This is a genomic window from Microbulbifer thermotolerans (assembly GCF_001617625.1).
GTDB classification, from domain to species: Bacteria; Pseudomonadota; Gammaproteobacteria; order Pseudomonadales; family Cellvibrionaceae; genus Microbulbifer; species Microbulbifer thermotolerans.
In genome coordinates this window covers 1876346-1903036 of record NZ_CP014864.1, presented here as the reverse complement: position 1 = coordinate 1903036, position 26691 = coordinate 1876346, and the positions used below count along the sequence as shown (strand labels likewise).

Genomic DNA, 26691 nt, shown 5'->3' with positions numbered 1-26691 from the left:
GGATAATTGTGGGGTGTGCGGTGCCAGCGGTCTGGCTGCGGCCATTTGGCCTCTAGCCAGCAAAACCGATATCCGCAACACCCAGCTTCGCTGTCAAAATTGGGCCCTTGCTGTGCGCCAGAACACAGGCACTCTGCAAGCGACCCCCTCTCAGGACTCGGGAGCTATAACTTCGAGCCCGCGCATATAGGGGCGCAGTACTTTCGGTACTTCGATGCTGCCGTCTGCGCGTTGGTAATTTTCCATGACCGCGATCAGAGCACGCCCCACAGCCAATCCGGAACCATTCAGTGTATGCAGCAGCTCCGGCTTGCCGGTTTCCGGATTACGCCAGCGGGCTTTCATACGACGGGCCTGGAAATCCCCGACCAGGGAACAGGAGGAGATTTCCCGGTATTTATCCTGGGATGGAATCCATACCTCGATGTCATAGGTTTTACCTGCACTGAAACCAATATCACCGCCGCACAGAACCACTGTGCGGTAAGGCAGCTTCAGCTTCTGCAATATGGTTTCGGCGTGTTGCGTCAATGTTTCCAACGCCGCTTCCGACTGATCGGGGCGTGTTACCCATACCAGCTCCACCTTCTCGAACTGGTGCTGGCGGATCATGCCCCGTGTATCGCGACCGTGAGAGCCTGCCTCGGAACGAAAGCAAGGGGTATGAGCGGCAAACTTATGCGGCAGAGACTCGGCGTCTTCTACGATGACATCGCGATAGAAGTTGGTCAGCGGAACTTCCGCTGTGGGTATCAGATAGAAGCCGCGCTCGTCGGTCAGTTTGAAGAGATCCTCCTCAAACTTGGGCAATTGCGAAGTGCCGAAAAGGGAGTCGCCATTGACGATTGCCGGCACATTGGCCTCGCAATAACCGTGCTCCTCAATATGGGTATCGAGCATAAACTGCGCCAGGGCCCGGTGCAGTCTGGCCAATTGTCCCGTCATCACCGCAAAGCGGGAACCGGTCAATTTTGTGGCCATCTCGAAGTCCAGCCCGCCCAACTGCGCGCCCAGATCCACGTGATCCTTGATGTCGAAATCAAACTGCCGCGGTTCACCCCAGCGACGAATCTCGACATTGTCCTCCTCGCTTTCTCCCTCCGGTACTGAATCGTCCAGCAGGTTCGGGATCGCGGACAAAATCGTATCCAGCTCTTCCTGCAGCTCGACCAGCGCCTGCTTGGCCTGGTTCAGCTCACTGCCGAGTGACTCCACCTCTTTTAGCAGGGGCGCTATATCCTCGCCAGCGGCCTTGGCGCGGCCGATATTTTTGGATTTGCTGTTGCGCTCGTTCTGCAGCCGTTCGGTGAGCACCTGTTGTTCTTTACGGCGCTCCTCGAGACTTTTCAGTTTCGCCGTATCCAGCTCCATGCCGCGCTTTCGCAGGATCGCGGCCACCTGATCCATTTGGGTTCTGATGAGTTTTGGGTCGAGCATTTTGGTTGTGTTACTGCGTTAAAAGTATTTCATGGTCAGCGCAATGGCGCCAAAAGTGGCGGACAGGCTCAGCATCAGGCTGACAAGGATATTGGCCAGCGCCGTCAAAGGCTGGCCATTGTGCCACAACATGACCGTTTCCAGCGAGAATGTGGAAAATGTGGTCAGAGCGCCGAAGAATCCGGTGGTCAGCATCAACCGCCACTCCTGCCCCAACAGGGCCCTTTCGACGATCAGGACATAGGCGATACCAATCAAAAAAGAGCCAATGACGTTGACAATCAATGTGCCGTAGGGAAACCTTCCCCCGAACAGATTAAAACTGCCAATAGTAACCAGGTGCCGGAGCATTGCTCCCAGGGCACCGCCGACCGCAATCGCCAACCACTGCATACCAGTCCTCAGTTTTTTTCGCTACTTGGGTAGCGCTGCCTGTCGCTTTCGCGGTTTAGCCGGCGCAAGTGCTCCAACTTCTCACCAATCTTCAGCTCCAGCCCCCGTGGCACGGGATGATAGTAACTGCGCCCGGCGATTTCCTCGGGGAAATAGTTCTCACCCGCGGCAAAGGCCTCCGGTTCATCGTGGGCATAGCGGTATTCGGCACCATGGGCCATGCTCTTGGCCAGCTTGGTGGGCGCGTTGCGCAAGTGAATCGGAACATCATAGCTGGGATCGTGGCGGACATCCGCCAGAACACGCTTGAACGCGGTATAGACCGCATTGCTCTTCGGTGCCACGGCCAGGTAGGCCACGGCCTGAGCGATTGCCAGCTCTCCCTCGGGGCTGCCCAGACGCTCTTGCACATCCCAGGCGTTAAGCGCCAGTTGCAGTGCCCGCGGGTCCGCGTTGCCGATATCCTCGCTGGCCATGCGCACCACACGGCGGGCGATATACAGCGGATCGCAACCGCCATCGAGCATGCGCGCAAACCAGTAGAGAGCGGCATCGGGATCTGAGCCGCGCACGGATTTGTGCATCGCCGAAATCTGGTCGTAAAAGTAATCGCCACCTTTATCGAAGCGACGCACATCCGCGCTCAGTACCTCCGATAATACGGTGTCGTCAACCAGTTGACGGCCGCCCTCCTCTCTCGCGAGATCGCAGGCAATTTCTAACAAATTGAGCGCACTGCGCGCATCGCCGTCGGCCGCTCTCGCGATTTTCTTCAGCACTGGGTCACTCACCGCGATATTGCGCTTGGCCAGTTCTTCGTCTTCGTCCAGAGCACGCCGCAGCAGTCCCAGTAACTCCTCCTCGGCAATTGAGCGGAGCACATAGACCCGACACCGCGATAGGAGCGCATTGTTCAGCTCAAATGCGGGGTTCTCTGTGGTGGCGCCGACAAAAGTAACCGTACCCTCCTCCACATACGGAAGAAATGCGTCTTGCTGTGCCTTGTTGAAGCGATGCACTTCGTCCACAAAAAGGATGGTGCTGCGACCGTATTGTGCCCAATGTTGCTTGGCCTCTGTGACCGCTTGGCGTATCTCTTTGACCCCGGCAAGCACCGCGGACAAAGTGGCAAAACGAGCGTCGCACTCCTTTGCCAACAGGCGTGCAAAGGTGGTTTTCCCCACGCCTGGGGGGCCCCATAGCACCATCGAGTGTAACTGGCCACGCTCCACGGCCTCGCGCAGCGGCTTCCCTGGCCCTAGCAAATGTGCCTGACCCACATAGTGAGCCAGGGAGTCCGGTCGCATGCGCGCGGCCAGGGGCTGTCCCGAAGGCGACGGCCGTGGGACTGATTGAAACAGATCACTCATCGCGGATGATGTCGGTACCTTTCGGAGGTTTGAAATTGAATAGGGAGGCAGCCAGCTTAGGGTTGGCTTGAACACCGCTAAATTTGATCTTGGTGGTCTGCCCCATGCCATCGCGCACGCTCATCGCCGACGGCAAGCCGTTTTTGCCGAAACGGATTTCCATGGACTTGAAGGGGGCCGAGCCATTCTTCGGGGTCAACTGATAGGCGCCTTTGGCTGCCTTAACACTGAAGGAACTGCGAATTTCCTCCACCTTGCCACCGAGCAACAGCGCCGGAGTTTCTTTCATCCGCTTGTCCACCGGGCGGATGGTGACTTGCTCAAGGTCCGGGTCGTAAAGCCACAGCTGCTTGTTATTGGTCACCAAAAGCTGCGAAAAGGGCTCGCCGGTCTCCCAGCGCAACTTACCGGGGCGTTGTACGGAGAATTTGCCACTGCTCTTTTGCACCACTTTGCCGCGCTCATCGACCAGGGTCTGTTGAAATTTGCCCGACAGGCCTGCCAGGGGCTGCAACAGGCGGCTCAGTTCATCAGTAGCGTCGGCCCAGGTGGTGGATGCGACAAGTCCCAGGGCCAGTAACGAATTGCGCAAGAATTTCTTCATGACGGCATTCCAGTTTGAGGGTTTCCTTTAAGGCTAGCGCCCGACAGGTGAATTTTGGCTGAATCCGCCGCGTGCGGCGGCCTCTTCGTGTGCCGACCGACTTCAGGGGGGCGGTGGCGCCAATACCTCGCGGTTGCCGTTGTGGCCCGCTGGAGACACAACACCAGCTGCCTCCATCGCATCGATAATGCGCGCGGCCCGGTTGTAACCGATACGTAAATGGCGCTGAACCGAGGAAATAGACGCCTTGCGTGACTTGGTGACAAAGGCCACCGCTTCGTCGTAGAGCGCGTCGGATTCCGAGTCTTTCTCATCCCCGCCCTCGGTCTGCAAGCCGGGCACTGGAATGCTGTTGTTACTGTCATCGACGATGCCATCGATATATTCCGGCTCTCCGCGGCGACTCCAGTCCGCCACGACTTTGTGTACTTCGTGATCATCGACGAAGGCGCCGTGCACCCGTACAGGCACGCCGCTACCCGGAGGCAGGTACAACATATCGCCATGTCCCAGCAACTGCTCTGCGCCGCCCTGATCGAGAATGGTACGGGAATCGATTTTGGACGATACCTGGAAAGCGATGCGCGTGGGGACATTGGCCTTGATCAGCCCCGTGATGACATCGACAGACGGGCGCTGGGTGGCCAACAGCAAGTGGATGCCAGCGGCGCGGGCTTTTTGCGCAATGCGCGCTATCAGTTGCTCCACCTTTTTGCCGACGATCATCATCATATCGGCAAATTCGTCGATCACCACAACGATAGATGGCAGTGGCTTGAGGTATGGGCGTGTCTGCTCCTCTTCCGGTACACTGGACATAGGGTCCGGCTGCCAGATCGGGTCTTCCAGGGGTTCCCCCGCGGCAATGGCCTCTTTTACCTTGCGGTTGAAGCCCGCCAGATTGCGCACTCCCATGGCCGCCATCAACTTGTATCGCCGCTCCATTTCGCCCACACACCAACGCAGCCCGTTGGCTGCGTCATTCATGTCGGTGATCACCGGCGTCAGCAGATGCGGTATCCCCTCATAGACCGACAGCTCCAACATTTTGGGGTCCACCAGAATCAGGCGCACTTCTTCCGGAGTGGATTTGTACAGCAGAGAAAGCAGCATCACGTTGATGCCCACCGACTTACCGGAGCCGGTAGTACCCGCCACCAGCAGGTGTGGCATCTTGGCCAGATCCGCCACCACCGGCTGACCAGAGATGTCGTGCCCAAGGGCCAGGGTCAGCGGGGACTTGGCATTCTCGTAGACATCTGCCGACAAAACTTCACTTAAACGCACCATCTGCCGGTTTTCATTGGGAATCTCGATACCCACTACAGACTTGCCCGGAATTACCTCCACCACCCGCACGCTGATTACCGCTAGTGAACGGGCCAGATCCTTGGCCAGGTTGGAAATCTTACTTACCTTGACGCCCGGTGCCGGCTGTATTTCGAATCGGGTCACCACGGGTCCCGGCAGCACCGAGACCACTTCGGCAACCACGCCGAAGTCTTTCAACTTGAGCTCGAGCAGGCGCGAGAGTGCCTCCAGGGACTCGCGGGAAAAACCCGCCTTCTTGTTTTGATCCGCAGGGTCCAGTAGAGAAAGCGCGGGTAAAGTGCCGGTGACTGGACCGGCAGAGAAAAGCTCGCCCTGTTTCTCCTTGGCGGCGCGAGGACTCTGCTTGGGCTTCGGGGCGGCGGGCTCTATTTTGGGCGGCAGCCGCTTGGCACTGCGTTGCTTTTCTTCCTCCACGGCGGCCTTGCGCACCACGATGGCTTCTCGCGCCGCGCGCGCCTCCTCGCGCTTCTGCCGCATGCGCCGGTAGCGGTTGCCCAGCCAGGCAAGGAAGCCGAGCACATTGCGACCGATCGCATCCGCCAGCTTCAACCAGGACAACCCGGTAAACACTGAAATACCAATCGCAAACAGCGCTAACAATAGAATGGTCGCCCCCACGTAGCCGAGGCTGCTCTCCGCCGCCCCGGCGATGGCCGCACCGATAATGCCACCATTCGAAAACGGCAACGGCTCTTCCCCCTGGGCAAAGCACAGTGTGGCGATACCAGCGCCGCTGGCCAGTAAAAGCCCCAGACCCGACACTCTTATGGCAAACAGAGGGCCGTGAAAGCGCGCGTTGCGGTCGCGCAGGATGCGAAAGGCACGCCAACCGATCAGAACAGGGAACAAATACGCCATCCAACCGAGCAGAGATAAGCAGACATCCGCCAGCCAGGCACCGGTGGGACCAATGGCATTGTTCACCTGCCCACTATGTCCGGTATGTGACCAACCCGGATCCGCCGAATCGTAGCTGATCAGACTGATTGCCAATAATAGGGCCCCGGCAAGTAATGCGATCAGAGCCCCCTCGCGCAACAGGCGAGCGATCAATGAATCCGGCGGAGTTCCGCTTTCGTCGGCGGATTGGTCTGTGGTGCTTTCAGCCTTCAATGGCATACCTCAGTGATCTTGTGACTGTCTTCACCTGTTCGGGCGGTTCTTCCAGGGGCAAAGGCGGCAATCGCCCTTCCCCGGCAGCCGACTGTGTACTACAGGAGCGGTCCAAATGCTACCTGCAGCCGACTTAAGACATTACTTTAAAAGAAAAAAATTTGCTTTAAATCAATAGGTTACAGCTTCTTATTAATGTAAAAGTTGACTAACTTAATGTGATTTAGCGCCAGAGAATTTACCCTGGAAAGCATGGGAATTGGCACCTCCAATAGTGCAAATAAAACCAAACTATTTCGCCAAGCCAGGGGTTTCGCCTATCATGAACGCCAATTTGATAGCCCTGAACACCATTGCCGAAGGGCATTGACAACCCTTAAGCCGCCTGGCGATTTGACGCCTGGGCGATTTCCTCATTTGTCTGTATACGAGACCTCTATGAGCAACAACCACCATCGACTGATTATTCTTGGCTCCGGCCCTGCCGGTTACACTGCCGCCATCTATGCTGCCCGCGCCAACCTCAAACCGGTCGTAATCACCGGCATGCAGCAAGGCGGCCAGTTGACCACCACCACCGAAGTGGAAAACTGGCCCGGCGGCTCCGCCGATTTGCAGGGCCCCGATTTGATGGTGCAGATGCAGCAGCACGCCGAGCGCTTCGATACACAGATTATCTTCGATCATATTGAGTCGGTGGATCTGAAGCAGCGCCCCTTCACCCTAAAGGGCAATGACACCTATACCTGCGATGCATTGATTATCGCCACCGGAGCCTCCGCTCAATACCTCGGCCTACCCTCCGAGGAGGCATACCAGGGCCGGGGTGTCAGCGCCTGTGCGACCTGTGACGGTTTCTTTTACCGCGATCAAAAGGTCGCCGTTGTCGGCGGCGGTAACACTGCCGTCGAAGAAGCGCTCTATCTGTCAAACATTGCCAGCGAGGTGACGTTGATCCACCGCCGCGATGAGCTGCGCGCTGAGAAAATCCTGCAAGACCGCCTCATGGACAAGGTAGAAAACGGCAATATCAATGTCTGCTGGAATCATACCGTGGAGGAAGTACTGGGCGACGATAACGGCGTAACTGGCGTGCGCCTGCGCAGCACACAGGATGACAGTACCCGCGAGCTGGAAGTATCCGGTGTGTTTATCGCCATCGGGCACAAACCGAACACTGACATCTTCGAAGGCCAGCTGGAAATGAATGGCGGGTATATCGTCGTGCAAAGTGGCCTGGAAGGCAACGCCACCCAAACCTCTGTACCGGGAGTTTTCGCGGCGGGCGATGTCTGCGACCATGTATACCGCCAAGCGGTCACCTCCGCTGGCACCGGTTGCATGGCGGCGCTCGACGCGGAACGCTTCCTGGACGCACAATAACGCAGCCTACCGGGTTGTCGCCTTCGGGCGGCAACCGTCGAATACTTGTGGGCCATATGGATTACTGCTGCTATCGGCAGAGTTCTTTGTCTGCAGACACCTGTCAGCCGCGACATCCACCGCATAGGGCCTTGTGAGACCCCATTACCTTTGATTAATCTCAGAGCTAAGAAATCACAGCGGCGCAACTGAACGTGACCAAATCCACTGGCGGCCATTTGACACTGCTCAACCCTGAGCAGATAGAGTTCCCCCCCACCCAATTTGCTCTAAAAGACCCCAACGGTCTCCTTGCGGTTGGGGGCGACCTCTGTGTCGACCGGCTGTTGGCAGCCTATCGGCGCGGCATCTTTCCCTGGTATTCCGACGACCAACCGATTCTCTGGTGGAGCCCATCGCCACGCTGTGTGGTTATCCCGAGCGAATTTCGCATCGGGCGGAGCATGCGCAAGGTGCTGCGCCGCGGCGATTTCTCGGTAACGTTCGACCAAGCGTTTGACCGGGTGATCGAAGCCTGCCGCCTACCGCGGGGCGACAACGAAGGCACTTGGATTACCGAGGAGATAAGCGAGGCATACCGGGAAATGCATCGCCTGGGCTATGCCCACTCAGTTGAGGTTTGGCGAGGGCAGGAGATTGTCGGCGGCCTCTACGGCGTGGCCCTGGGGCGCATCTTCTTCGGAGAGTCGATGTTCCACCGGGAAACCAATGCCTCAAAAGTCGCTTTTGTGCACTTGGTGCGGCAGTTAGAATTGTGGAACTGCCCGATGATCGATTGCCAGGTGACAAACCCTCACCTTCAAAGCCTCGGAGCGGTAGAAGTGTCGCGGGAAGAGTTCGAGCGCTTGCTGGAGAAGGGCGTCACACAGACACCTTTCCCACAGCCGTGGAAACTGACATGGACTTTTCCAGAAAGCTGCGTTTGAGCGTGTTCTGTATTTCCGGAGGCCTAATGGAAAGCCTGTATTCAAGTCCGCAGTGCCAGATTGATAAGCGTGCTCATTGCACCCATCTTGCGCAGTAGCACGCCCAGCCATAGGACGATGAGCAAACCCTCCCGCCTGGATTCGGTGCGCCTGCTGGCTACCCTGCCCCACCCTTGTGGCTATCTGCCAGAGCGTGAGGCCACCACCGTATTTGTGGATCCGCAAACACCGGTCGACCAGCAGTTATACACTCGACTATCTGAACTCGGTTTTCGCCGCAGTGGCGCCTACCTCTACCGCCCTCAGTGCGCCAGCTGTCAGGCTTGTGTGCCCGCAAGGGTACCTGTGAACCTCTTTGTACCGGACCGCAAGCAGCGCCGCTGCTGGCGCCGCAATCGGGACCTGGATATCTTCCACGTGCAAACCATCGATTCCGATGAGCACTTCGAGCTTTATGCGCGCTATATCGAGCAGCGGCACGCGGATGGCGAAATGTACCCGCCGCATCGGGATCAATTCCGCAGTTTTCTTACACAGGCCTGGGGCAGCACCCACTATATCGAATTTCGAACTCGCGGCAGGCTGGTTGCCGTCGCCGTAACAGATATGCTCACCACTGGTTTGTCGGCCATCTATACTTTCTTCGACCCCGGCGAGAGCAAGCGAAGCCTAGGCAGTTACTGCATTCTTTATCAAATTGAATGGGCTCGGCGACTCGGCTTGCCCAGCCTCTACCTGGGATACTGGATCGAACAGTGTCAGAAGATGGCCTACAAGACGCAGTTCCAGCCGATCGAGCTGCTCAGAGAAAACCGCTGGGCGCTGAAGTCTCACTAAGTACCTTTGCTCTATCCCGGCTTTTCGTGCAAAATGCACGCCCGTCGCGCCGCGGCCCTGGCCGGGGTAAAGCTCAAAACTGGTTATTTTGAAGGTTGCTGCCGCATGGCAAAAGACGATTACATTGAAATGGAAGGCGAGGTGATCGACACCCTGCCCAATACCACATTCCGCGTGAAACTGGAAAATGGACATGTGGTGATAGCGCATATTTCCGGAAAAATGCGCAAGAACTATATCCGTATACTTACCGGTGATAAGGTCAAAGTAGAGCTGACGCCCTACGACCTGACCAAGGGCCGCATCACCTATCGGGCCCGTTAACGGAAGCGCTCGGCAGCCACCGCAAAGCTGCCGTGCAAACAAAAAAGCCACCCGAAGGTGGCTTTTTTGTTTGGCTTGAGAATCAGGCTGGCACTGCGGTCTTGATCGTAAGCTCGTCGTTTTCGATCGTGACCTCCACGCGGCCGCCCCCCTCTGCCAGATCTCCGAAAAGCACTGCTTCCGCCAGCGGTTTGCGCAGCTTGTCGCGGATCAGACGGGCCATTGGACGCGCTCCCATCTTTTCATCGTAGCCATTGACCGCCAGCCACTCGCGCGCCTCTTCGCCCACCACCAGGGTCACGTGGGACTCGTCCAGTTGCGCCTGCAGCTCGACAATGAACTTATCCACCACAGTCTTGACCACATCCAGATCCAGAGCGCTGAACTGAATAATGCTGTCCAGGCGGTTGCGGAACTCCGGGCTGAACATCTTCTTGATCTCTTCCATTCCGTCGCTGGAGTGGTCTTGCGGGGAAAATCCGATGGAGCGGCGGCTCATCAATTCCGCACCGGCATTGGTGGTCATAATCAGTATGACGTTACGGAAATCCGCTTTGCGGCCATTGTTGTCCGTCAATGTACCGTGGTCCATTACCTGCAGCAAAAGGTTGAAGACCTCGGGGTGCGCCTTCTCAATCTCATCCAACAACACCACACTGTGCGGATGCTTGGATACTGCGTCGGTCAGCAGCCCACCTTGATCGAATCCCACATAGCCCGGAGGGGCACCGATCAGACGGGAGACGGTGTGGCGCTCCATGTACTCCGACATATCAAAACGGATCAGCTCAATCCCCATTACCTTCGCCAACTGCCGGCAAAGCTCTGTCTTGCCCACCCCCGTCGGACCGGCAAAGAGGAAGGAGCCAATCGGTTTTTCCTCGGCGCCCAGACCGGCACGACTCAATTTGATTGCGGTACTCAGTGCCTCAATTGCCTTATCCTGGCCAAACACCACCATTTTGAGATTTTCTTCCAGCTTGGCCAGCTGCTCCTTGTCGGAGGCAGAGACGCTCTTGGCTGGAATCCTGGCCATTTTGGCAATGACCGTCTCGATCTCGGTGACGCCGATCAGTTCCCGCCGCTCCTCCGGCGGCAACAGCGACTGGTAAGCCCCAGCCTCGTCGATAACATCGATCGCCTTGTCCGGCAGGAAACGCTCGGTGATATGGCGACTGGAGAGCTGTGCCGCAGCCTCCAGCGCGGCATCTGTGTAACGCACCTTGTGATGATCTTCAAAGCAACTCTTCAAGCCGTGCAGAATCTGCACAGTTTCCTCTACCGAAGGCTCGTTGATATCGATCTTCTGAAAGCGCCGCGACAGAGCGCGATCTTTCTCGAAGATGCCCCGATACTCAGTGAAGGTGGTGGAGCCGATACAACGTAGCTGGCCACTGGAGAGCAGCGGTTTGAGCAGATTTGAAGCATCCATAACACCGCCAGAGGCGGCTCCAGCACCGATAATGGTGTGAATTTCGTCGATAAACAGTACCGCGTTCTGGCGCTTGCGAAGCTCCGCCAGCAACGCCTTAAAGCGCTTCTCAAAATCACCGCGGTACTTGGTGCCGGCCAGTAACGAGCCGAGGTCCAGCGAATAGATTGTGCTGTTGCTCAGGGGCTCGGGCACATCGCCGTCCACAATACGGCGAGCCAACCCTTCGGCGATAGCGGTTTTACCCACGCCGGACTCGCCCACCAGCAGAGGGTTGTTTTTACGTCGGCGTGCTAAAACCTGAGTAACCCGCTCCACTTCCGGCCCCCGACCAACCAGCGGGTCAATCCGGCCGAGTATTGCCTCTTGGTTCAGATTGGTCGCATAGCTTTCCAGCGGGTCTGACCCACCGGGCTCTGCACCCGCGCCGATATCCTCATCCGCCTGTTCCGGTGCGGGATCGGTATTGTGATGGTGGTGGTGATTGTTGCCGCTGGAGCCAACACGGGAAATTCCGTGTGTGATGTAATTAACCACGTCGATTCGGGCAACGCTCTGCTGCTTCAGGTAATAAACCGCCTGGCTTTCCTGCTCACAGAAGATCGCGACCAATACGTTGGCTCCGGTAACCTCTTTCTTGCCAGAGGACTGCACATGGAATACAGCCCGCTGCAGTACGCGCTGGAAGCCCAGAGTGGGCTGAGTTTCCCGGTCGACATCCGCTTCCGGGATCAGGGGCGTAGTGGAATCCACGAATTCGAGCAGTTCACGGCGCAGGGCACTGAGGTCGGCACCGCAGGCGTGTAACACGTCCGCGGCCGACTCATTGTCCAGAAGCGCCAGCAACAGGTGCTCCACGGTCATAAATTCGTGGCGTTTTGCACGTGCACCTTTGAACGCTAGATTGAGCGTTACCTCTAAATCCTTGCTGAGCATCTAAACCTCAAACCCTAATCGCCAATGTCACCCGCCCGTTCACTGGACAATGCGCCCGGTTGGCGTCTTGTGTGTGTCCGGCTCCGCCACTGGACGGATCCCATCTGCCAGTCCAGTGTCAATCATCCTCGCTTTCATCCGCTTCGATCTCGCACAGCAAAGGATGCTGATGCTCCCTGGCGAACTGATTGACCTGTGCGGCCTTCGTCTCCGCTATATCCCGAGTATAGACACCGCAGACTGCTTTTCCCTGTGTGTGCACTTGCAGCATCAACTGGGTGGCACGCTCGCGGTCGACGCCAAAAAAAAGCTCCAGCGCCTCAACCACAAAGTCCATGGGGGTGTAGTCATCGTTAAGCATGACCACCTTGTACATCGGTGGCCGCTTGAGTTTGGGCGGTGCCTCTTCCAGCACCAGATCCCCGCCTATACCCCCCGGATATTGGAAGCCATTATCGCTGTCGTCCGAGTGTAGTTTAATGGCCTGTGAAATTCCCATAGCGTTTATCAATAAGATCCTGAAAGTAATTTGGTCTAGCGACTCGGAATTGTAACCTCATTTCCTCCGAGGCACAGCGGGCGCCAGAAAGCCTTGACATTCGGAAACCAGTTGGCTACAAGAGGTAGTGCCTGACTCAGGCGCAAACGCGATATAAGGGAGTGCTTTCGCGGTCGAATTGCAAGCACAGATAACTATAAAGAAATGACACTGTAAGGCGGCTAGCTGTCGCCCCGGCAATTAGAGGGAATTCGCCATGCCTACCGGTACCGTCAAGTGGTTCAACAACGCCAAGGGATATGGGTTTATTCTTGCGGATGAAGGGGGGGAGGACCTGTTCGCGCATTACTCCGCGATACAGATGGACGGGTACCGCACCCTCAAAGCCGGCCAACAGGTCACTTTTGACATTGTCAAAGGTGAAAAAGGCTATCATGCAGCCAATATATCCACAGTAATCCCCAACGAATCAGCTAGCGGAGAGAAGAGTTCTGGAAATACCGGCCTCTCCAGTAGCGATCAAGGGCAGGTCCAGCGAGAAAAAGAGGCGGAAGCACTCGATTAAGCTGCTCACCCTGAACAAAAAGCCCCGCACCGGTAGGTGCGGGGCTTTTTTGCGGCAATCCTGGACTTGCCTCGGCAATCAGCCCATGTGCTTGATCACTTCCTCGCCAAACTCGGAGCAGGATTTCAGCTCTGCACCGTCCATCAGGCGTTCGAAGTCATAGGTTACGGTTTTAGCCTCAATGGCACCTTCCATGCCCTTGATTACCAGATCCGCAGCCTCGTTCCAGCCCAGGTGGCGCAGCATCATCTCCGCGGAAAGAATCAGGGAACCCGGATTGACCTTGTCCTGACCGGCATACTTGGGTGCAGTGCCGTGAGTTGCCTCAAACAAAGCCACTTCGTCAGACAGGTTGGCGCCCGGGGCAATACCGATACCACCAACTTGAGCTGCCAAGGCGTCAGACAGATAGTCGCCATTGAGGTTCAGCGTGGCGATCACGTCGTATTCTGCCGGGCGCAGCAGGATCTGTTGCAGCATGGCGTCTGCAATAACATCCTTGATAACAATCTCTTTGCCGGTTTTCGGGTTTTTGAAGCTGTGCCAGGGGCCACCATCCAGAGGCTGAGCGCCGAACTCATCGCGAGCCAGTTCGTATCCCCAGTCCGCAAAGGCACCCTCGGTAAACTTCATGATGTTACCCTTGTGCACCAGAGTCACAGAGTCGCGGTCCTGATCGATAGCGTACTGGATAGCCTTGCGCACCAGGCGCTTGGTGCCCTCAGCAGATACCGGCTTGATGCCGATGCCACAGTGCTCGGGGAAGCGGATTTTCGTGACTCCCATTTCCTCTTGGAGGAACTGAATCACTTTCTTGGCCTCGTCGGAATCCGCCTTCCACTCGATGCCAGCGTAGATATCCTCAGAGTTCTCCCGGAAAATCACCATGTCGACTTTGTTGGGCTCTTTAACCGGAGAAGGCACCCCGCTGAACCAGCGTACAGGGCGTTGGCACACATAGAGATCCAGCTCCTGGCGCAGGGCCACGTTCAGTGAGCGGAAGCCACCACCCACCGGGGTCGTCAAGGGGCCCTTGATACTCACCACATACTCTTTAATGGCTTCCAGAGTCTCCGCGGGGAACCAGTCGCCGGCATAGGTTTCCGCCGCCTTCTCACCGCAGTAAACCTCCATCCAGGCAATACCTTTATCGCCCCCGTAGGCCTTCTGCACGGCCGCGTCGATCACCTTGCGCATTACCGGGGTGATATCCACGCCGATACCGTCACCCTCAATGAAAGGAATAATCGGGCGATTCGGCACATTCAGCGAACCGTCGGAGTTGACTGTAACTTTTTCGCCGTCTGCCGGCACTTGGATATGACCCATATTGCTTAAACTCCCAAAACTCTGTGACTGTTTAGGTCGGGTGTTGCTTGCCCCGCCCCCCGAACTCCGTCGACACTAAGTCGGGGCGGAATGAAAAAACGGCGGGATTATACCAATATCGCCCCGCTTTTGTAGCTGGATTACATGCTGGTGCGCATTCATGAGTCAAATCATTCTTTTCAACAAGCCTTACGGCGTATTGAGTCAATTCACCGACAGCAGTGGGCGCCCCACCCTGGCGGACTTTATCCATCGAAAGGGCTTTTACGCCGCCGGGCGCCTGGATTTCGACTCCGAAGGGCTGCTGCTTCTCACCGATGATGGCGCATTACAACATCAGATCAGCCATCCGCGGCAGAAACTGCCGAAAACTTACTGGGTACAGGTTGAGGGAGAAATCGACAATGCGGCGCTCGGCGAATTGCGCCGCGGCGTCAAACTAAAGGATGGCTTGACCGCACCGGCCAAAGCCCGGCACCTGCGGGAGCCGGCGGTATGGCCGCGGGTCCCACCGGTGCGAGAGCGCAAGGCTATCCCGACCTCCTGGCTGGAGTTAACCATCAGCGAAGGGCGCAACCGGCAAGTACGGCGCATGACCGCGGCGGTTGGCTTCCCGACGCTGCGCCTGATCCGCACAGCCATCGGCAATTGGCAACTCGGCGGTCTGCGCCCCGGAGAGCAGCGCGCCGAGGAGGTATTTGCAGCTCCCGCACGACCCGCGTCTGTGCGCGGCCAGCGCCGGCGCCGCTGGCCGCGGTAAGCACGGTCTTGGTCACAACCCCTAATCACGGGTAAAATTCGCCCCCTTTTGTGTAGTTGCCCATTCTCATCTATGTCTGATTCCACCTCTGCAAAGCCCCAACGCGTGATCGTCGGAATGTCCGGCGGCGTGGACTCCTCCGTGGCCGCCCTGCTGCTGAAACAGCAGGGGTACCAGGTCGAAGGCTTGTTCATGAAAAATTGGGACGAAGACGACGGTACCGAGTACTGTACAGCCAAGGCAGACCTGGCCGACGCAGAAGCTGTGTGCAAACGGCTCGGCATCAAACTACACACGGCAAACTTCGCCGCGGAGTATTGGGATCAGGTGTTTGAGCACTTCCTGGCCGAGTACAAGGCTGGCCGGACGCCGAACCCGGATATCCTCTGTAACCGCGAGATCAAGTTCAAGGTCTTCCTTGAGTACGCGGAAGTGTTGGGCGCTGATGCCATTGCCACCGGCCACTATGCGCGCTGCAAAACCGAGAATGGCCGCACCTGCTTACTGAAAGGCCTGGATGGAAATAAGGACCAGAGTTACTTCCTGCATGCGGTGGATGAAGCGGCTTTCGCCAAGTCGCTATTTCCTCTGGGTGAGCTGGAAAAGCCGGAGGTGCGCCGGATAGCCGAGGCGAACGGCTTTGTCACCCACAACAAGAAAGACAGTACCGGCATCTGTTTTATCGGGGAGCGCCGTTTCAAGGATTTTCTTGAGCAGTATCTGCCGGCACAACCGGGCGACATGGAAACCCCGGAAGGCCAAGTCATGGGGCAGCATTCCGGTCTGATGTACCACACCATAGGACAGCGTCAAGGGCTGGGAATCGGCGGCGTTCGCGGTGCGGGTGATGCCCCCTGGTATGTGGTCGGCAAGGATCTTGGACGCAATGTGCTGATCGTTGCCCAGGGAGCACACCACCCACTGTTGTACGCTACCGGCCTCGAAGCGAGCCTGGCACATTGGATCAACGGCAGCGCACCCGCATCCGAGTTTCGCTGCAAGGCCAAAACGCGTTACCGTCAGCCCGATCAGGACTGTACAGTCAGACTGCGTGCAGATGGCGGTCTTATAGTGGTCTTTGACGAGCCTCAGCGGGCAATTACACCGGGACAGTCTCTCGTACTCTACGACGGCGATATCTGTCTCGGTGGTGCTGTCATCGAAAAGCCCACCGGGGTGGGCACATCCTTGCCGAAAAAATATCAGGAAAATTAAGGAGTACCTTTGAGTAAGTGGCGGGATCAGGCACTGGCACTGGCGGGTATTTTTCAATTCGCAACCCTGGTGGAGCGCCTGGCAAAAACAGGTACTGCACCCCAGTCGCAACTGGAGACTGGTGTTTACAGCCTCTTTCAGCAGAATCCGGAAAGTGCCGAAGCGGTCTTCGGCGGCGCGGATAAGCTGCTGCCGGGGTTGAAGGCAGCCCGGCAACTGCTGCAGTCACGCCAGCACCCGGAATATACAGACTGCCTGCGCTACGTTCTTTCAATACTTTATTTGCAACGGCAGCTCGCCAAGAAGAGAGAGCTGCTCTCAATTATTGGAAGCCGCCTGGAAAAGGCCCGGATTCAGGCCGAGCATTTCAGCCTGACCCACGAAAACGTTTTTTCCAATCTCGCTGGTATCTATAGCGACACACTCAGTACCTTCCGTTTCCGCATCCAGGTGCTGGGAGATTTCAACTATTTACAGCAACAGCGCATCGCCAACCAGATACGCGCCATGTTGTTCGCTGGGGTGCGCGCGGCCACTCTTTGGCGGCAGCTCGGCGGCAGTCGCCTGCACTTACTGTTTCAGCGTAAAAAACTGCTGACCGCGACCAACGCATTGATCACGCAAATCGAATCCTCAATTTCACAATCCGGAGATACACTATGACAGTCGAGCTATCCGCCCTTACCGCGGTCTCCCCTATCGATGGACGCTACGAGAGTAAGACCTCATCACTGCGGACTATTTTCAGCGAATACGGTCTGATTCGCGCGAGGGTGGAAGTCGAGGTACGCTGGCTGCAACAGCTCTCCCGCCACCCGCAAATTAAAGAGGTGCCTCAGTTCGGAGCGGAGGCCGACCAATTGCTCAACAATATTGTTGAGAATTTTTCCCTGGCAGATGCCGAGCGCATTAAAGAAATCGAGCGCACTACCAACCATGACGTAAAGGCTGTTGAGTATTTCCTAAAGGAAAAAATCAGCGCTAACAGTGAGCTTGATAAAGTCAGTGAATTCGTGCACTTCGCCTGCACTTCGGAGGATATCAATAACCTGTCCCACGCACTGATGCTGCGTGCTGGTCGCGATCAGGTGGTGCTGCCGGCAATGGAGCAACTCGCCACTGAAATCGCGCAACTGGCCACAAAATTCGCGGACATCCCCATGCTTTCGCGGACCCACGGCCAAACAGCCAGCCCCACCACCGTCGGCAAAGAATTGGCGAATGTCGTAGCGCGCCTGCGCCGGCAAATCAAGCAGGTTCAAAGCGTGGAACTGCTGGGCAAAATCAACGGCGCCGTGGGTAACTACAACGCACACCTGTCCGCCTACCCGGATGTAGACTGGGAAAAGAATGCCGAAGCTTTCGTCACTTCCCTGGGCTTGACCTGGAATCCTTACACCACCCAGATTGAGCCCCACGATTATATTGCGGAACTATTCGATGCCATCGCCCGTTTCAATACCATTCTGATCGACTTCGACCGGGATATCTGGGGCTACATTTCCCTGGGCTACTTCAAGCAAAAAGTGATCGCGGGTGAAGTAGGCTCTTCCACCATGCCCCATAAAGTGAACCCGATCGATTTTGAGAATTCCGAGGGCAACCTGGGCCTGGCCAACGCGGTATTCCAGCACCTGAGCGCCAAACTGCCCATTTCCCGCTGGCAGCGGGATCTGACCGATTCCACGGTGTTGCGCAACATGGGGGTCGGCATCGGCTACACCGTCATCGCCTACGCAGCCACCCTGAAAGGACTCGGAAAGCTGGAAATCAACCGGGAACGTCTGTCCGAAGATCTGGACAACGCCTGGGAAGTGTTGGCAGAGCCCATTCAAACGGTCATGCGGCGCTACGATATTGAGGAGCCCTACGAAAAACTGAAAGCACTGACACGCGGCCAGGGCATAACCCAGGACACCTTGAAAGCCTTTATTAACAAGCTGGAAATTCCGGAAGATGCGAAACAGTCACTACTCGCACTGACGCCCGCATCTTACATTGGCAACGCCGCAGTTCAGGCAAAAAGAATCTGAGTGTGGAGTATCCCGGTGAGGTGGGCGACAAAAGCCGCCCACCCCGGTTCAAATCTATCCAATCAATCGGTGCTGATTGGCATCTCTGGGAAGCTTTCCGTGGCCAAACCATTTACCCATCTCGGCAACATGCCCGTTGAGGAATTCCTCCGCGATTACTGGCAGCAAAAACCCCTGCTGATCCGCAACGCCATACCGGGCTTCGTATCGCCGATATCCGGCGAGGAGCTTGCCGGTATGGCGCTGGAAGAAACCGTGGAGTCGCGCCTGGTACTGGAAAATGGCAGCGAAGGGCCCTGGCAATTGCGTACAGGCCCCTTCTCCGAAGAGGATTTCCTCTCCCTGCCCCGCAGCCACTGGACTTTACTGGTACAGGCGGTGGATCAGTGGCTGTCAGAAGTCGCAGCGCTGAAAGAACACTTCCGCTTTATTCCGGACTGGCGCCTGGACGACGTGATGATCAGTTACGCCGCGGACAAGGGCAGTGTCGGCCCCCACTTTGACTATTACGATGTCTTCCTGCTGCAGGCAGAGGGGAAGCGTCTCTGGCACCAGGGGGCAAAAGCCAATGATGATAGCCCGCGGGTCGAAGGGACACCGCTTAATATTCTCAGAGACTTCGAAGCGGAAAACAGCTGGCTTCTGGAACCCGGTGACATGCTCTACCTGCCGCCCCAGTTCAGTCATTGGGGGATCGCCGAAGGCCCCTGCACCACAATTTCCATCGGATTTCGAGCTCCATCGGCAGCGACGATTCTGGAAGACTTGGCAGCAGAACTGGCGCAAGGGCTGCCGCAGCACTTGCGTTACTCGGACCCGGGCATCGCTCCTGCGCGCCATCCGGCGGAAATAGACCCCGCCTCAATAATCCGCCTGCAGGAGCAATTGAGCAGCTGGCTGCAGCAGCCGCACAAAGTCGCCCAGTGGTTGGGTGCAGTAATGACAGAGGTGAAGTATCCCGAGACAGTAGCACTCGACGCCGGTGATGCCGAAGACTGGCGTACGCAGCTGTCGGCAGGTGCAACTCTGGTCCTTAACCCCGGTTCCCGCTGTGCCTTTTGCCGCGAACCACAGACGCTATTCGTGGACGGAGAACCCTACTCCGCCCCGCTTCCCTTCATTGAGCGCTTCTGTGAAAACCGGGTTATTACGCAAATGGATACCGACAATTTCCCGGAATTGGCTGCAAATGATGGGCTAATCGATCAGCTTGTTTCCCAAGGCAGCCTGATCTACCCGCCGGAGGACTTCTAATGGCCGACACGGAAATCCGCCTGGCGGCCTGGGAAGCGGATCTTGCGTTGATTCGCCAGGTACGCGAAGCGGTATTTATCCATGAGCAGAATGTAGATCCAGACATAGAGTGGGACCAGGAAGAAGAAACAGCACAACATTTCCTGATTGTGCAAGGCAAAGAACCCCTGGCGACCGCCCGCATCACCACCAGCGGCAAAATTGGACGCATGGCGGTGGTGAAAAAGGCTCGCGGCTGCGGTCTGGGTCTGCAGCTGCTTACCTTTATCTGTAACTATGCGCGGGAACACGGCTTCAGCAGCGTTTACCTGCACGCGCAGTCCCATGCAGAGGGCTTCTATCGCAAGGCGGGATTCCGCTCCGAGGGAGAACCCTTCATCGAGGCGGATATCCCACACATCAAGATGGTGCGCCTCCTTGACTGACGCACAGCTGCTGGAAGACATCGCCGCCTTCCGCGCGGCACTGATCACACTCGTTGGCAACGCCCGCAGAGAGTGCCTGATTTTTTCCCAAAACCTGGCCCGCCCTCTCTACCACGACGAAGCGGTAACACAGGCACTCTCAGATTTCGCCCGCGGCAGCCGGTTTGCGCGGGTGCGCATTTTGATCCGGGACTCAGACCCCATTGTGCGGCAATTCCATCGCACCCATGCCCTGGCCCAGCGGCTCAGCTCGCGCATACAGATCCGCAAGATTCAAGCCACAGTGGACACCGCAGACTGGGAGTTCGCAGTTGCGGATGGCCGCGGTGTACTGCAGTGCGATGACAGGGAGCGCTGGTCTGGCAGCTACCATGCGCAAAACCAGGTTCGCGCACACAAGCTGCAAGATATATTCGAACGCGACTGGGACCTGGCCACAACAGACCCCAACCTGCGGTGCCTGCAACTCTAACCCACCGATAGCTTCCCGCCGCAAGCGCGCTCAGCAGGAAGTGGCGACCACACATAGCGGCATGACCGTGAGAAGCATCTCCCGCCAATACTGTGCGCTGCAGCGCAAATTTTAAATGCCCCACCCAATCCAAATCGAATTGGCGCCGAAATGACTTGGCATCTAACAGTTAACACATAGCATAAAAACAAGATGTCAGCGCTGTCATTATTTTTTTCCGCGTTCTTAATGCCAACAAAAAGAAATATATGCACAGGAGAAACCGCATGATGCGCAACCCCCTGCCCCTGCTTTGTACCGCGACTCTTATGCTTTCCGCCAGTCAGGCGCTCGCGCACGGCACCATGGTGGTACCCGAAAGCCGCGTCTACAACTGTTTCCTCAATAACCCAGAGAACCCCTCAGACCCGGCATGTGCCGCGGCCAAGGATTTTGCTGGAACCCAAGCATTTTACGATTGGAACGGCATCAATCAGGCCGCCGCCAATGGCAACCATCGTGCCGTGGTGCCGGATGGCCAGCTATGCGCTGGAGGCAATGCCAAGTTCGCCGGATTGGACCTTGCCCGCGCCGACTGGCAGGCAACCCCCATTGCCCCTAAGAGTGACGGCACTTTTGAGTTCGAATTCTGGGCCACAGCGCCCCACGCAACTCAGGAATGGGTCTTCTACGTAACCCGTCAGGGCTATACACCGGACACGCCGTTAAAGTGGAGCGACCTTTTCGAATTCTGCCGCCTGGGAGAAGTACCGCTCAGTGCCAACAATCGCTATAAACTCAACTGTCCTCTGCCACCGGTCAGCGGCAAACACGTGATCTATACCACTTGGCAGCGCTCCGACAGCGGAGAAGCCTTCTACACTTGCACCGATGTTATTCTGGGAAATTCCGCCAGCCCATGGGCCGATGAGGGCGACTTTTCAGCGCAAACAGACTTAGCTGAAGGCAGTAGTGTGACCCTGCGCCTGTTCAACAGCAGCGGCAACGATATGGAAAGTGTGCGTTATACGGTGACTGCCGGCGCCACATCCGCCGCGGACTGGGCCTACGGCTTTGCACGGATGGTCAACAATCACTCCCAATACGCGCGTATCGGCGTACTGGACCCAAATACCGGAGAGGTAACACCGGTGAGATCCGCCGATGGAAACCGGGTGTACACCCTCGCCGACCTCAATCTCAGCCACGAGATCGACATTCAGGTTCCCCGCGGCAACAACCCGCCTGTCGCGGCGCTTAGTGCTGAATCGAACGCACTTAGCGGCGCCGGCAACATAACCCTGTCCGCAGCGGCCTCCAGCGATCCCGATGGCGATCCACTCAGCTTCAGCTGGACCGTAATCGCCGGCAGCAGTGCCAGCCTCAGCGATGAAAGCGGTGATTCCGTAACACTTCACCTCAGTGAACCGATACAACACCAGACAATCACGGTAAGGGTCACCGTCAGCGATGGGCAACTCACCGACAGCACAACAGTGGATATCGATCATAGTCCGGGCGGGACTGGCGGCTACGATTATGTCTACCCGGAAGCGATCGGCAGCTACGTGCCCGGTGAAACCATAGTTCTGGGCAGTGACGGCAAGCGTTATCAGTGCCGCCCCTGGCCATATGGAGACTGGTGCAATGTTAACAGCGCCTACCATTATGCGCCGGGAACAGGCGCCAACTGGCAGGATGCCTGGACACAGTTGTAAGCACCGCGCCCGTCTCCAAGAGACGGGCGTTTCACTTTTAATAAAATTGCCGCCACAGGCAATCGCGGTTTGCAATGGCCCTGTTTACGCGCTCTCTCCTCGGGCAAACAAGGCCGCAAAAGCATGCGTCACCTGCTGTCCGGCCGGCAGTCTAATGCCGAAAACATCGGCGAGTGCTTCGCATAGCTCGCGTGGATTCGCCAGCATGGAAATGCTACCCGCTCCCTGATGGGGATAGCTACGCAGTTCCCTGCCGCGCAGAGTATGGCGGCCGCGATCATGTGCCCGAGCAGCGATCAACTCCCGTACAAACTGGGATTCCGGGTAGGTGGAGCTGTACCAGTTGAAGACCTTGTAGTCTTCTTGTGTCTGGCGCTGTAGATCAAAGCGGTACAGCGGCAGCCATTGCCCGTCAATCTGCATCTGCAAAACGAAATCCTCGCCGATCCGGAGCAGACGGTAGACACCGTGACTGCACACCTGCTCGCCTTCAGTATCCAGTCGCAAAGGTGCCGTAGGTGTCCGCGCCCCGAAGCCGACATCAATCAAGTGGGGTACACCACCAATTTTGGAACAGAGGATCATATGTGTTTGAGGCGGCCGGCAGTTTTCCGGGGCCTGCCAGAGGACCCTTGCAGCCAGCCCTTTAACATGCAGCCCCATTTCTGTGAGGACTGCTCGCAACAGGGTATTCTGTTCAAAACAGTAACCACCCCGTCCTCCGCGCACCAGCTTGTGCTCGACACTCGGCAAATCAATGGCCACCGGCCGGCCGAGAAAGGGATCTATATTTTCAAACGGAATGGATCGGACATGGCAGCTGACAAGCGCACGCACAGTTTCCGGGACCGCCACGCTTTCACCGGTGTAACCGATACGCGCAAAGTATGCCTCCATATCGATTGCTGTATGCTTCATAGGGGTTGTACCTTTGAGGCAAATCAGGGAAATACGCAGCTTAAAACCTCAACTATTCTTTAGGTCAAGCCGCTCCCCCAGACCAACAACGCAAAAAGGCCCCGAGGGGCCTTTTTGCTAGATGGTTTCCCGGCGACTTGTGCTCCGAGGGGGCAGCCCCCGAGGCATTATGCAGCGGCTTCCTCAGAGTATTTCGCCTTAAACTCACGGCGCCGGCGGTGGAGCACCGGTTCAGTGTAACCGTTGGGCTGGGTGCAGCCCTCAAACACCAACTCACAGGCCGCCTGAAAGGCGATACTGTTATCGTAGTCCGGCGACATGTCGCGGTAATTGGGGTCTCCGGCATTTTGCCGGTCCACTACCGCGGCCATGCGCTGCATGGTTTCCAGCACCTGTTCCCTGGTTACGACACCGTGCTTGAGCCAGTTGGCGATATGCTGTGAGGAAATGCGCAGTGTCGCCCTGTCTTCCATCAGGCCTATGTCGTTGATGTCCGGCACCTTGGAGCAACCGATGCCCTGCTCCACCCAGCGCACCACATAGCCGAGTATTCCCTGGGCATTGTTGTCCAATTCGCGTTGAATTTCCTCGGCGCTCCAATCCGGAGTTTCCGCCACAGGCACAGTGAGGATGTCATCCAGGCTGGCGCGGGCGCGGCCGGCCAACTCTTCCTGGCGCTTGGCGACATCGACCTTGTGGTAGTGTAAGGCGTGCAAAGTGGCCGCGGTCGGGGACGGCACCCAGGCAGTGTTCGCCCCAGCCATTGGGTGGGCCAGTTTGGCATGCATCATTGCTGCCATCTGGTCCGGTATGGGCCACATGCCCTTGCCAATCTGCGCTCGCCCCTTGAGTCCGGTGGCCAAACCGATATCGACGTTACTGTCTTCATAGGCGCTGATCCACTTGGACTGTTTCATATCTCCCTTGCGGATCATCGGGCCAGCCAGCATCGAGGTGTGTATTTCATCCCCGGTGCGGTCGAGAAAGCCGGTATTGATAAACACAACCCGCGCTTTTGCTGCTGCAATACACGCCTTGAGATTTACGGAGGTACGGCGCTCCTCGTCCATGATGCCCATCTTCAGGGTGTTGCGCTCAAGCCCCAGGGCATCTTCAATGCGGTCAAACAGTTCGTTGGAGAACGCCACTTCCTCAGGGCCGTGCATTTTCGGTTTGACGATATAGATACTGCCCGTTCGGGAGTTTTTAAAGGGGCTGTTGCCGCGAATATCGTGCATTGCGATCAGACTGGTGACCATGCCGTCGAGAATGCCTTCGGGCACCTCATTGCCATTCCCATCGAGCACGGCGTCGTTGGTCATCAGATGCCCGACGTTGCGCACAAACAAAAGACTGCGCCCGGGCAGCGTGAAAGAATTGCCGTTTGGGGATGTGTATTCCCGGTCGGGATTCAGTGTGCGCTCAAAAGTCTTGCCGCCCTTGGTGATCATCTCCTTGAGATCGCCTTTCATCAGGCCGAGCCAATTGCGGTAAACAACCACTTTGTCCTCAGCGTCAACCGCTGCAACCGAGTCCTCACAGTCCATGATGGTAGTGAGTGCGGCTTCCATCAGAATATCTTTGACACCCGCCGGATCCGATTTGCCAATCGGACTCTCGCGATCGATTTGAATCTCAAAATGCAAGCCGTGGTGGCGCAATAGTATGGCTTCCGGCTTTTCACTGTCCCCGCGGTAGCCTGCAAATTGCTTGAAGTTTTGCAAGGTGGCGATATCGCCCTCGGCGAGCTCCACTTCCAGCAGAGACCCGTTGATGCGGTACTCCACCGCATCCTTGTGGCTGCCGCAGGTCAGCGGCGCGGAGCGGTCGAGAAATTCCCGCGCGTAGCGGATAACTGCCGCGCCGCGCACCGGGTTGTATTCGCCTCCCTTTGTGGCGCCATTCTCTTCACTGATGACGTCGGTTCCGTAGAGCGCGTCGTAGAGGCTGCCCCAGCGGGCGTTGGCGGCATTCAGGGCGTAGCGGGCGTTCATCACCGGCACAACCAGCTGCGGACCGGCCAGAGTAGCGATTTCCGGGTCGACATTTTCTGTGGTCGCCGTGAAATCTTCAGGCTCTTCCACCAGGTAATCGATCTCGCGCAGAAACGCCTTGTACTTATCCAGATCCCGGTAGGCTCCGGGATTTTCCGTGTACCAGCGGTCTAGCGCCTCCTGCATGCGGTCGCGCTTTTCGAGCAAAGCACGGTTTACCGGTGCGAGATCGCGGACAATTTTTTCGAACTCTGCCCAGAAAACATCGGCACTGACGCCAGTGCCGGGAATCACTTCCTCGGTAACCAGGTTGTACAACTCTGATGCGACTCGCAGTTCTCCGATTTGGACTCGTTCCGTCATATCCGGGCCTCTCGCTGATTGTGGGAACTCTGTGATTGAGATTCGGGCATTCTAAACAGCCGCCCGCTCATATCGCTAATTTATAGATGGAATTTCCACTATTCACACTATGAATTTTTCGTAACAGACGCTCGCTCACTTTTCACAGCTGCCGGCCGATATCCAGAATCAAACGCCGCAACCAGCGGTGTGGCGCACTCTGCTGCAACAGTGGACTCCACGCCATTTTTAATTCCAGCGGCGGGATTTCCAGCGGTGGGTCCCGGCGCACCACACGCGGGTTATCCCTCGCCAGCTGTGCCAACCGTGTGGGCACAGTAACAATCAGGTCACTCTGCTCCGCCAGCAGCATCGCGACCTGGTAATGGCGGGTAAAAACGGCGATTGTTCGTTTTTCTCCCAAGCGACTTATCGCCTCATCAACCCAGCCCAGGCGCTGCACATCTTCCGGGTTGACGCCCACCCCCACCCCCATGCCGGTCTTGCTGACCCAGATATGCTGAGCGCGCAGGTAACTCTGCAGATTGTAGTCGTCCAGGATGGGATTATCGGCACGCATCACGCAGGAGAAGGAGTCGCGCCACACCGTGGCCTGGTGAAAGCTCTGCGGCATGCTGTCGAAGCGGTTGATCACCATATCCACCTTGCCCTGCTCCACATCCACGAAACTGACGTCACTGGGCGTCATGATATCCAGGCTGATACCGGGCGCCCGCTCCCGCAGCTCTTTCAACAGCGGTGGAATCAGTGTGGATTCGGCGTAGTCACTGGCCATGATACGGAAGGTACGGCGCGCGTCAGCCGGCTCGAAATCCCGGTTCGGCTGAATCACCCGGTCGATCGCGGCCAGTGCCTCGCGCACCATTGGTTGCAATTCCAAGGCCCGCTCCGTCGGCATCATCCCCTCGCGGGTACGCACCAGCAACGGGTCGTCAAAAAGTTCCCGCAGGCGCTTGAGGCCGTTACTCATCGCGGGCTGGGACAACCCCAGATAGTTCGCTGCACGGGTCACATTGCGCTCCCGCAGCAATACATCCAAATGAACCAAAAGGTTCAGGTCGGCGCGTTCGATATTCATAG

Annotated in this window: 24 protein-coding genes; 13 read left to right on the top strand and 11 right to left on the bottom strand. The window is 57.1% G+C overall.

Annotated features, from left to right (window positions below; translation table 11 throughout):
- Positions 1 to 150: 150 nt before the first annotated feature.
- The 5 genes from serS to A3224_RS08025 all read right to left on the bottom strand — a co-directional run bounded on the left by serS (position 151) and on the right by A3224_RS08025 (position 6255).
- Positions 151 to 1437 (bottom strand): serine--tRNA ligase, encoded by a 1287-nt coding sequence (gene serS / locus A3224_RS08045; RefSeq protein ID WP_067153271.1) that lies wholly within the window; start codon positions 1435 to 1437, stop codon positions 151 to 153.
- 18 nt (positions 1438 to 1455) lie between these two features.
- Positions 1456 to 1830, bottom strand: a complete 375-nt coding sequence (gene crcB / locus A3224_RS08040) for a fluoride efflux transporter CrcB (RefSeq protein ID WP_067153266.1) — start codon at positions 1828 to 1830, stop codon at positions 1456 to 1458.
- A gap of 8 nt (positions 1831 to 1838) precedes the next feature.
- Positions 1839 to 3200: a replication-associated recombination protein A gene (locus A3224_RS08035; protein ID WP_067153263.1), complete on the bottom strand. Its 1362-nt coding sequence runs from the start codon at positions 3198 to 3200 to the stop codon at positions 1839 to 1841.
- Positions 3193 to 3804 (bottom strand): outer membrane lipoprotein chaperone LolA, encoded by a 612-nt coding sequence (lolA, locus tag A3224_RS08030; RefSeq protein ID WP_067153261.1) that lies wholly within the window; start codon positions 3802 to 3804, stop codon positions 3193 to 3195. Before lolA ends, A3224_RS08035 begins: the two co-directional genes overlap by 8 nt.
- Before the next feature lie 102 nt (positions 3805 to 3906).
- Complete coding sequence (locus A3224_RS08025) at positions 3907 to 6255, bottom strand: DNA translocase FtsK (RefSeq protein ID WP_082817441.1); 2349 nt, start codon at positions 6253 to 6255, stop codon at positions 3907 to 3909.
- A gap of 432 nt (positions 6256 to 6687) precedes the next feature.
- Between A3224_RS08025 and trxB the strand changes: the two genes are divergently transcribed.
- The 4 genes from trxB to infA all read left to right on the top strand — a co-directional run bounded on the left by trxB (position 6688) and on the right by infA (position 9719).
- On the top strand, positions 6688 to 7632 hold the full coding sequence (trxB, locus tag A3224_RS08020; protein ID WP_067153259.1) for a thioredoxin-disulfide reductase: 945 nt from the start codon (positions 6688 to 6690) through the stop codon (positions 7630 to 7632).
- Between the two features lie 194 nt (positions 7633 to 7826).
- Positions 7827 to 8558 (top strand): leucyl/phenylalanyl-tRNA--protein transferase, encoded by a 732-nt coding sequence (gene aat, locus A3224_RS08015; RefSeq protein ID WP_067153257.1) that lies wholly within the window; start codon positions 7827 to 7829, stop codon positions 8556 to 8558.
- Between the two features lie 117 nt (positions 8559 to 8675).
- On the top strand, positions 8676 to 9395 hold the full coding sequence (locus A3224_RS08010) for an arginyltransferase (protein ID WP_067153255.1): 720 nt from the start codon (positions 8676 to 8678) through the stop codon (positions 9393 to 9395).
- A gap of 105 nt (positions 9396 to 9500) precedes the next feature.
- Positions 9501 to 9719 carry a translation initiation factor IF-1 gene (gene infA / locus A3224_RS08005; protein WP_067081888.1) on the top strand — a complete coding sequence of 73 codons (219 nt, stop codon included), beginning with the start codon at positions 9501 to 9503 and terminating at the stop codon, positions 9717 to 9719.
- Positions 9720 to 9801: 82 nt separating this feature from the next.
- Here infA and clpA read toward each other — a convergent pair whose 3' ends face one another.
- Positions 9802 to 12087, bottom strand: a complete 2286-nt coding sequence (gene clpA, locus A3224_RS08000; protein WP_067153253.1) for an ATP-dependent Clp protease ATP-binding subunit ClpA — start codon at positions 12085 to 12087, stop codon at positions 9802 to 9804.
- Positions 12088 to 12205: 118 nt separating this feature from the next.
- Entirely contained in the window at positions 12206 to 12586 is a 381-nt protein-coding gene (clpS, locus tag A3224_RS07995; protein ID WP_067153251.1) for an ATP-dependent Clp protease adapter ClpS, read from the bottom strand.
- Between the two features lie 256 nt (positions 12587 to 12842).
- Between clpS and cspD the strand changes: the two genes are divergently transcribed.
- A complete protein-coding gene (gene cspD, locus A3224_RS07990) occupies positions 12843 to 13151 on the top strand; it encodes a cold shock domain-containing protein CspD (RefSeq protein ID WP_067153249.1) in 309 nt (102 codons plus the stop codon).
- Between the two features lie 78 nt (positions 13152 to 13229).
- Here cspD and icd read toward each other — a convergent pair whose 3' ends face one another.
- Positions 13230 to 14480 (bottom strand): NADP-dependent isocitrate dehydrogenase, encoded by a 1251-nt coding sequence (icd, locus tag A3224_RS07985; protein WP_067153247.1) that lies wholly within the window; start codon positions 14478 to 14480, stop codon positions 13230 to 13232.
- A gap of 160 nt (positions 14481 to 14640) precedes the next feature.
- Here icd and A3224_RS07980 point away from each other — a divergent pair, with 160 nt between their 5' ends.
- The 8 genes from A3224_RS07980 (at position 14641) to A3224_RS07945 (ending at position 22336) form a co-directional block, all read left to right on the top strand.
- Positions 14641 to 15240 (top strand): pseudouridine synthase, encoded by a 600-nt coding sequence (locus A3224_RS07980; protein ID WP_067153245.1) that lies wholly within the window; start codon positions 14641 to 14643, stop codon positions 15238 to 15240.
- 72 nt (positions 15241 to 15312) lie between these two features.
- Positions 15313 to 16455, top strand: a complete 1143-nt coding sequence (mnmA, locus tag A3224_RS07975; RefSeq protein WP_067153243.1) for a tRNA 2-thiouridine(34) synthase MnmA — start codon at positions 15313 to 15315, stop codon at positions 16453 to 16455.
- A 9-nt stretch (positions 16456 to 16464) separates the two neighbouring features.
- The gene (gene hflD / locus A3224_RS07970) at positions 16465 to 17118 is read left to right on the top strand and encodes a high frequency lysogenization protein HflD (RefSeq protein WP_067153241.1); all 654 of its coding nucleotides are present in this window, start codon (positions 16465 to 16467) and stop codon (positions 17116 to 17118) included.
- Positions 17115 to 18488, top strand: coding sequence for an adenylosuccinate lyase (gene purB / locus A3224_RS07965; RefSeq protein WP_067153239.1), 1374 nt, complete (start codon positions 17115 to 17117; stop codon positions 18486 to 18488). The genes hflD and purB overlap by 4 nt, the downstream gene beginning before the upstream one ends.
- Before the next feature lie 99 nt (positions 18489 to 18587).
- Positions 18588 to 19742 carry a cupin domain-containing protein gene (locus tag A3224_RS07960; RefSeq protein WP_067157683.1) on the top strand — a complete coding sequence of 385 codons (1155 nt, stop codon included), beginning with the start codon at positions 18588 to 18590 and terminating at the stop codon, positions 19740 to 19742.
- Positions 19742 to 20167 (top strand): GNAT family N-acetyltransferase, encoded by a 426-nt coding sequence (locus A3224_RS07955; RefSeq protein WP_067153237.1) that lies wholly within the window; start codon positions 19742 to 19744, stop codon positions 20165 to 20167. Before A3224_RS07960 ends, A3224_RS07955 begins: the two co-directional genes overlap by 1 nt.
- Positions 20160 to 20639 carry a DUF7931 domain-containing protein gene (locus tag A3224_RS07950; protein ID WP_067153235.1) on the top strand — a complete coding sequence of 160 codons (480 nt, stop codon included), beginning with the start codon at positions 20160 to 20162 and terminating at the stop codon, positions 20637 to 20639. The genes A3224_RS07955 and A3224_RS07950 overlap by 8 nt, the downstream gene beginning before the upstream one ends.
- A 266-nt stretch (positions 20640 to 20905) precedes the next feature.
- A complete protein-coding gene (locus A3224_RS07945) occupies positions 20906 to 22336 on the top strand; it encodes a lytic polysaccharide monooxygenase auxiliary activity family 9 protein (RefSeq protein ID WP_067153233.1) in 1431 nt (476 codons plus the stop codon).
- Between the two features lie 84 nt (positions 22337 to 22420).
- Here A3224_RS07945 and A3224_RS07940 read toward each other — a convergent pair whose 3' ends face one another.
- From A3224_RS07940 to A3224_RS07930, 3 genes are all read right to left on the bottom strand, one after another.
- Positions 22421 to 23254 (bottom strand): arylamine N-acetyltransferase family protein, encoded by an 834-nt coding sequence (locus A3224_RS07940; RefSeq protein ID WP_074901025.1) that lies wholly within the window; start codon positions 23252 to 23254, stop codon positions 22421 to 22423.
- Positions 23255 to 23421: 167 nt separating this feature from the next.
- Positions 23422 to 25611 (bottom strand): malate synthase G, encoded by a 2190-nt coding sequence (locus A3224_RS07935; RefSeq protein WP_067153229.1) that lies wholly within the window; start codon positions 25609 to 25611, stop codon positions 23422 to 23424.
- A gap of 142 nt (positions 25612 to 25753) precedes the next feature.
- Positions 25754 to 26689, bottom strand: a complete 936-nt coding sequence (locus tag A3224_RS07930; RefSeq protein ID WP_067153227.1) for a LysR family transcriptional regulator — start codon at positions 26687 to 26689, stop codon at positions 25754 to 25756.
- Positions 26690 to 26691: the final 2 nt, after the last annotated feature.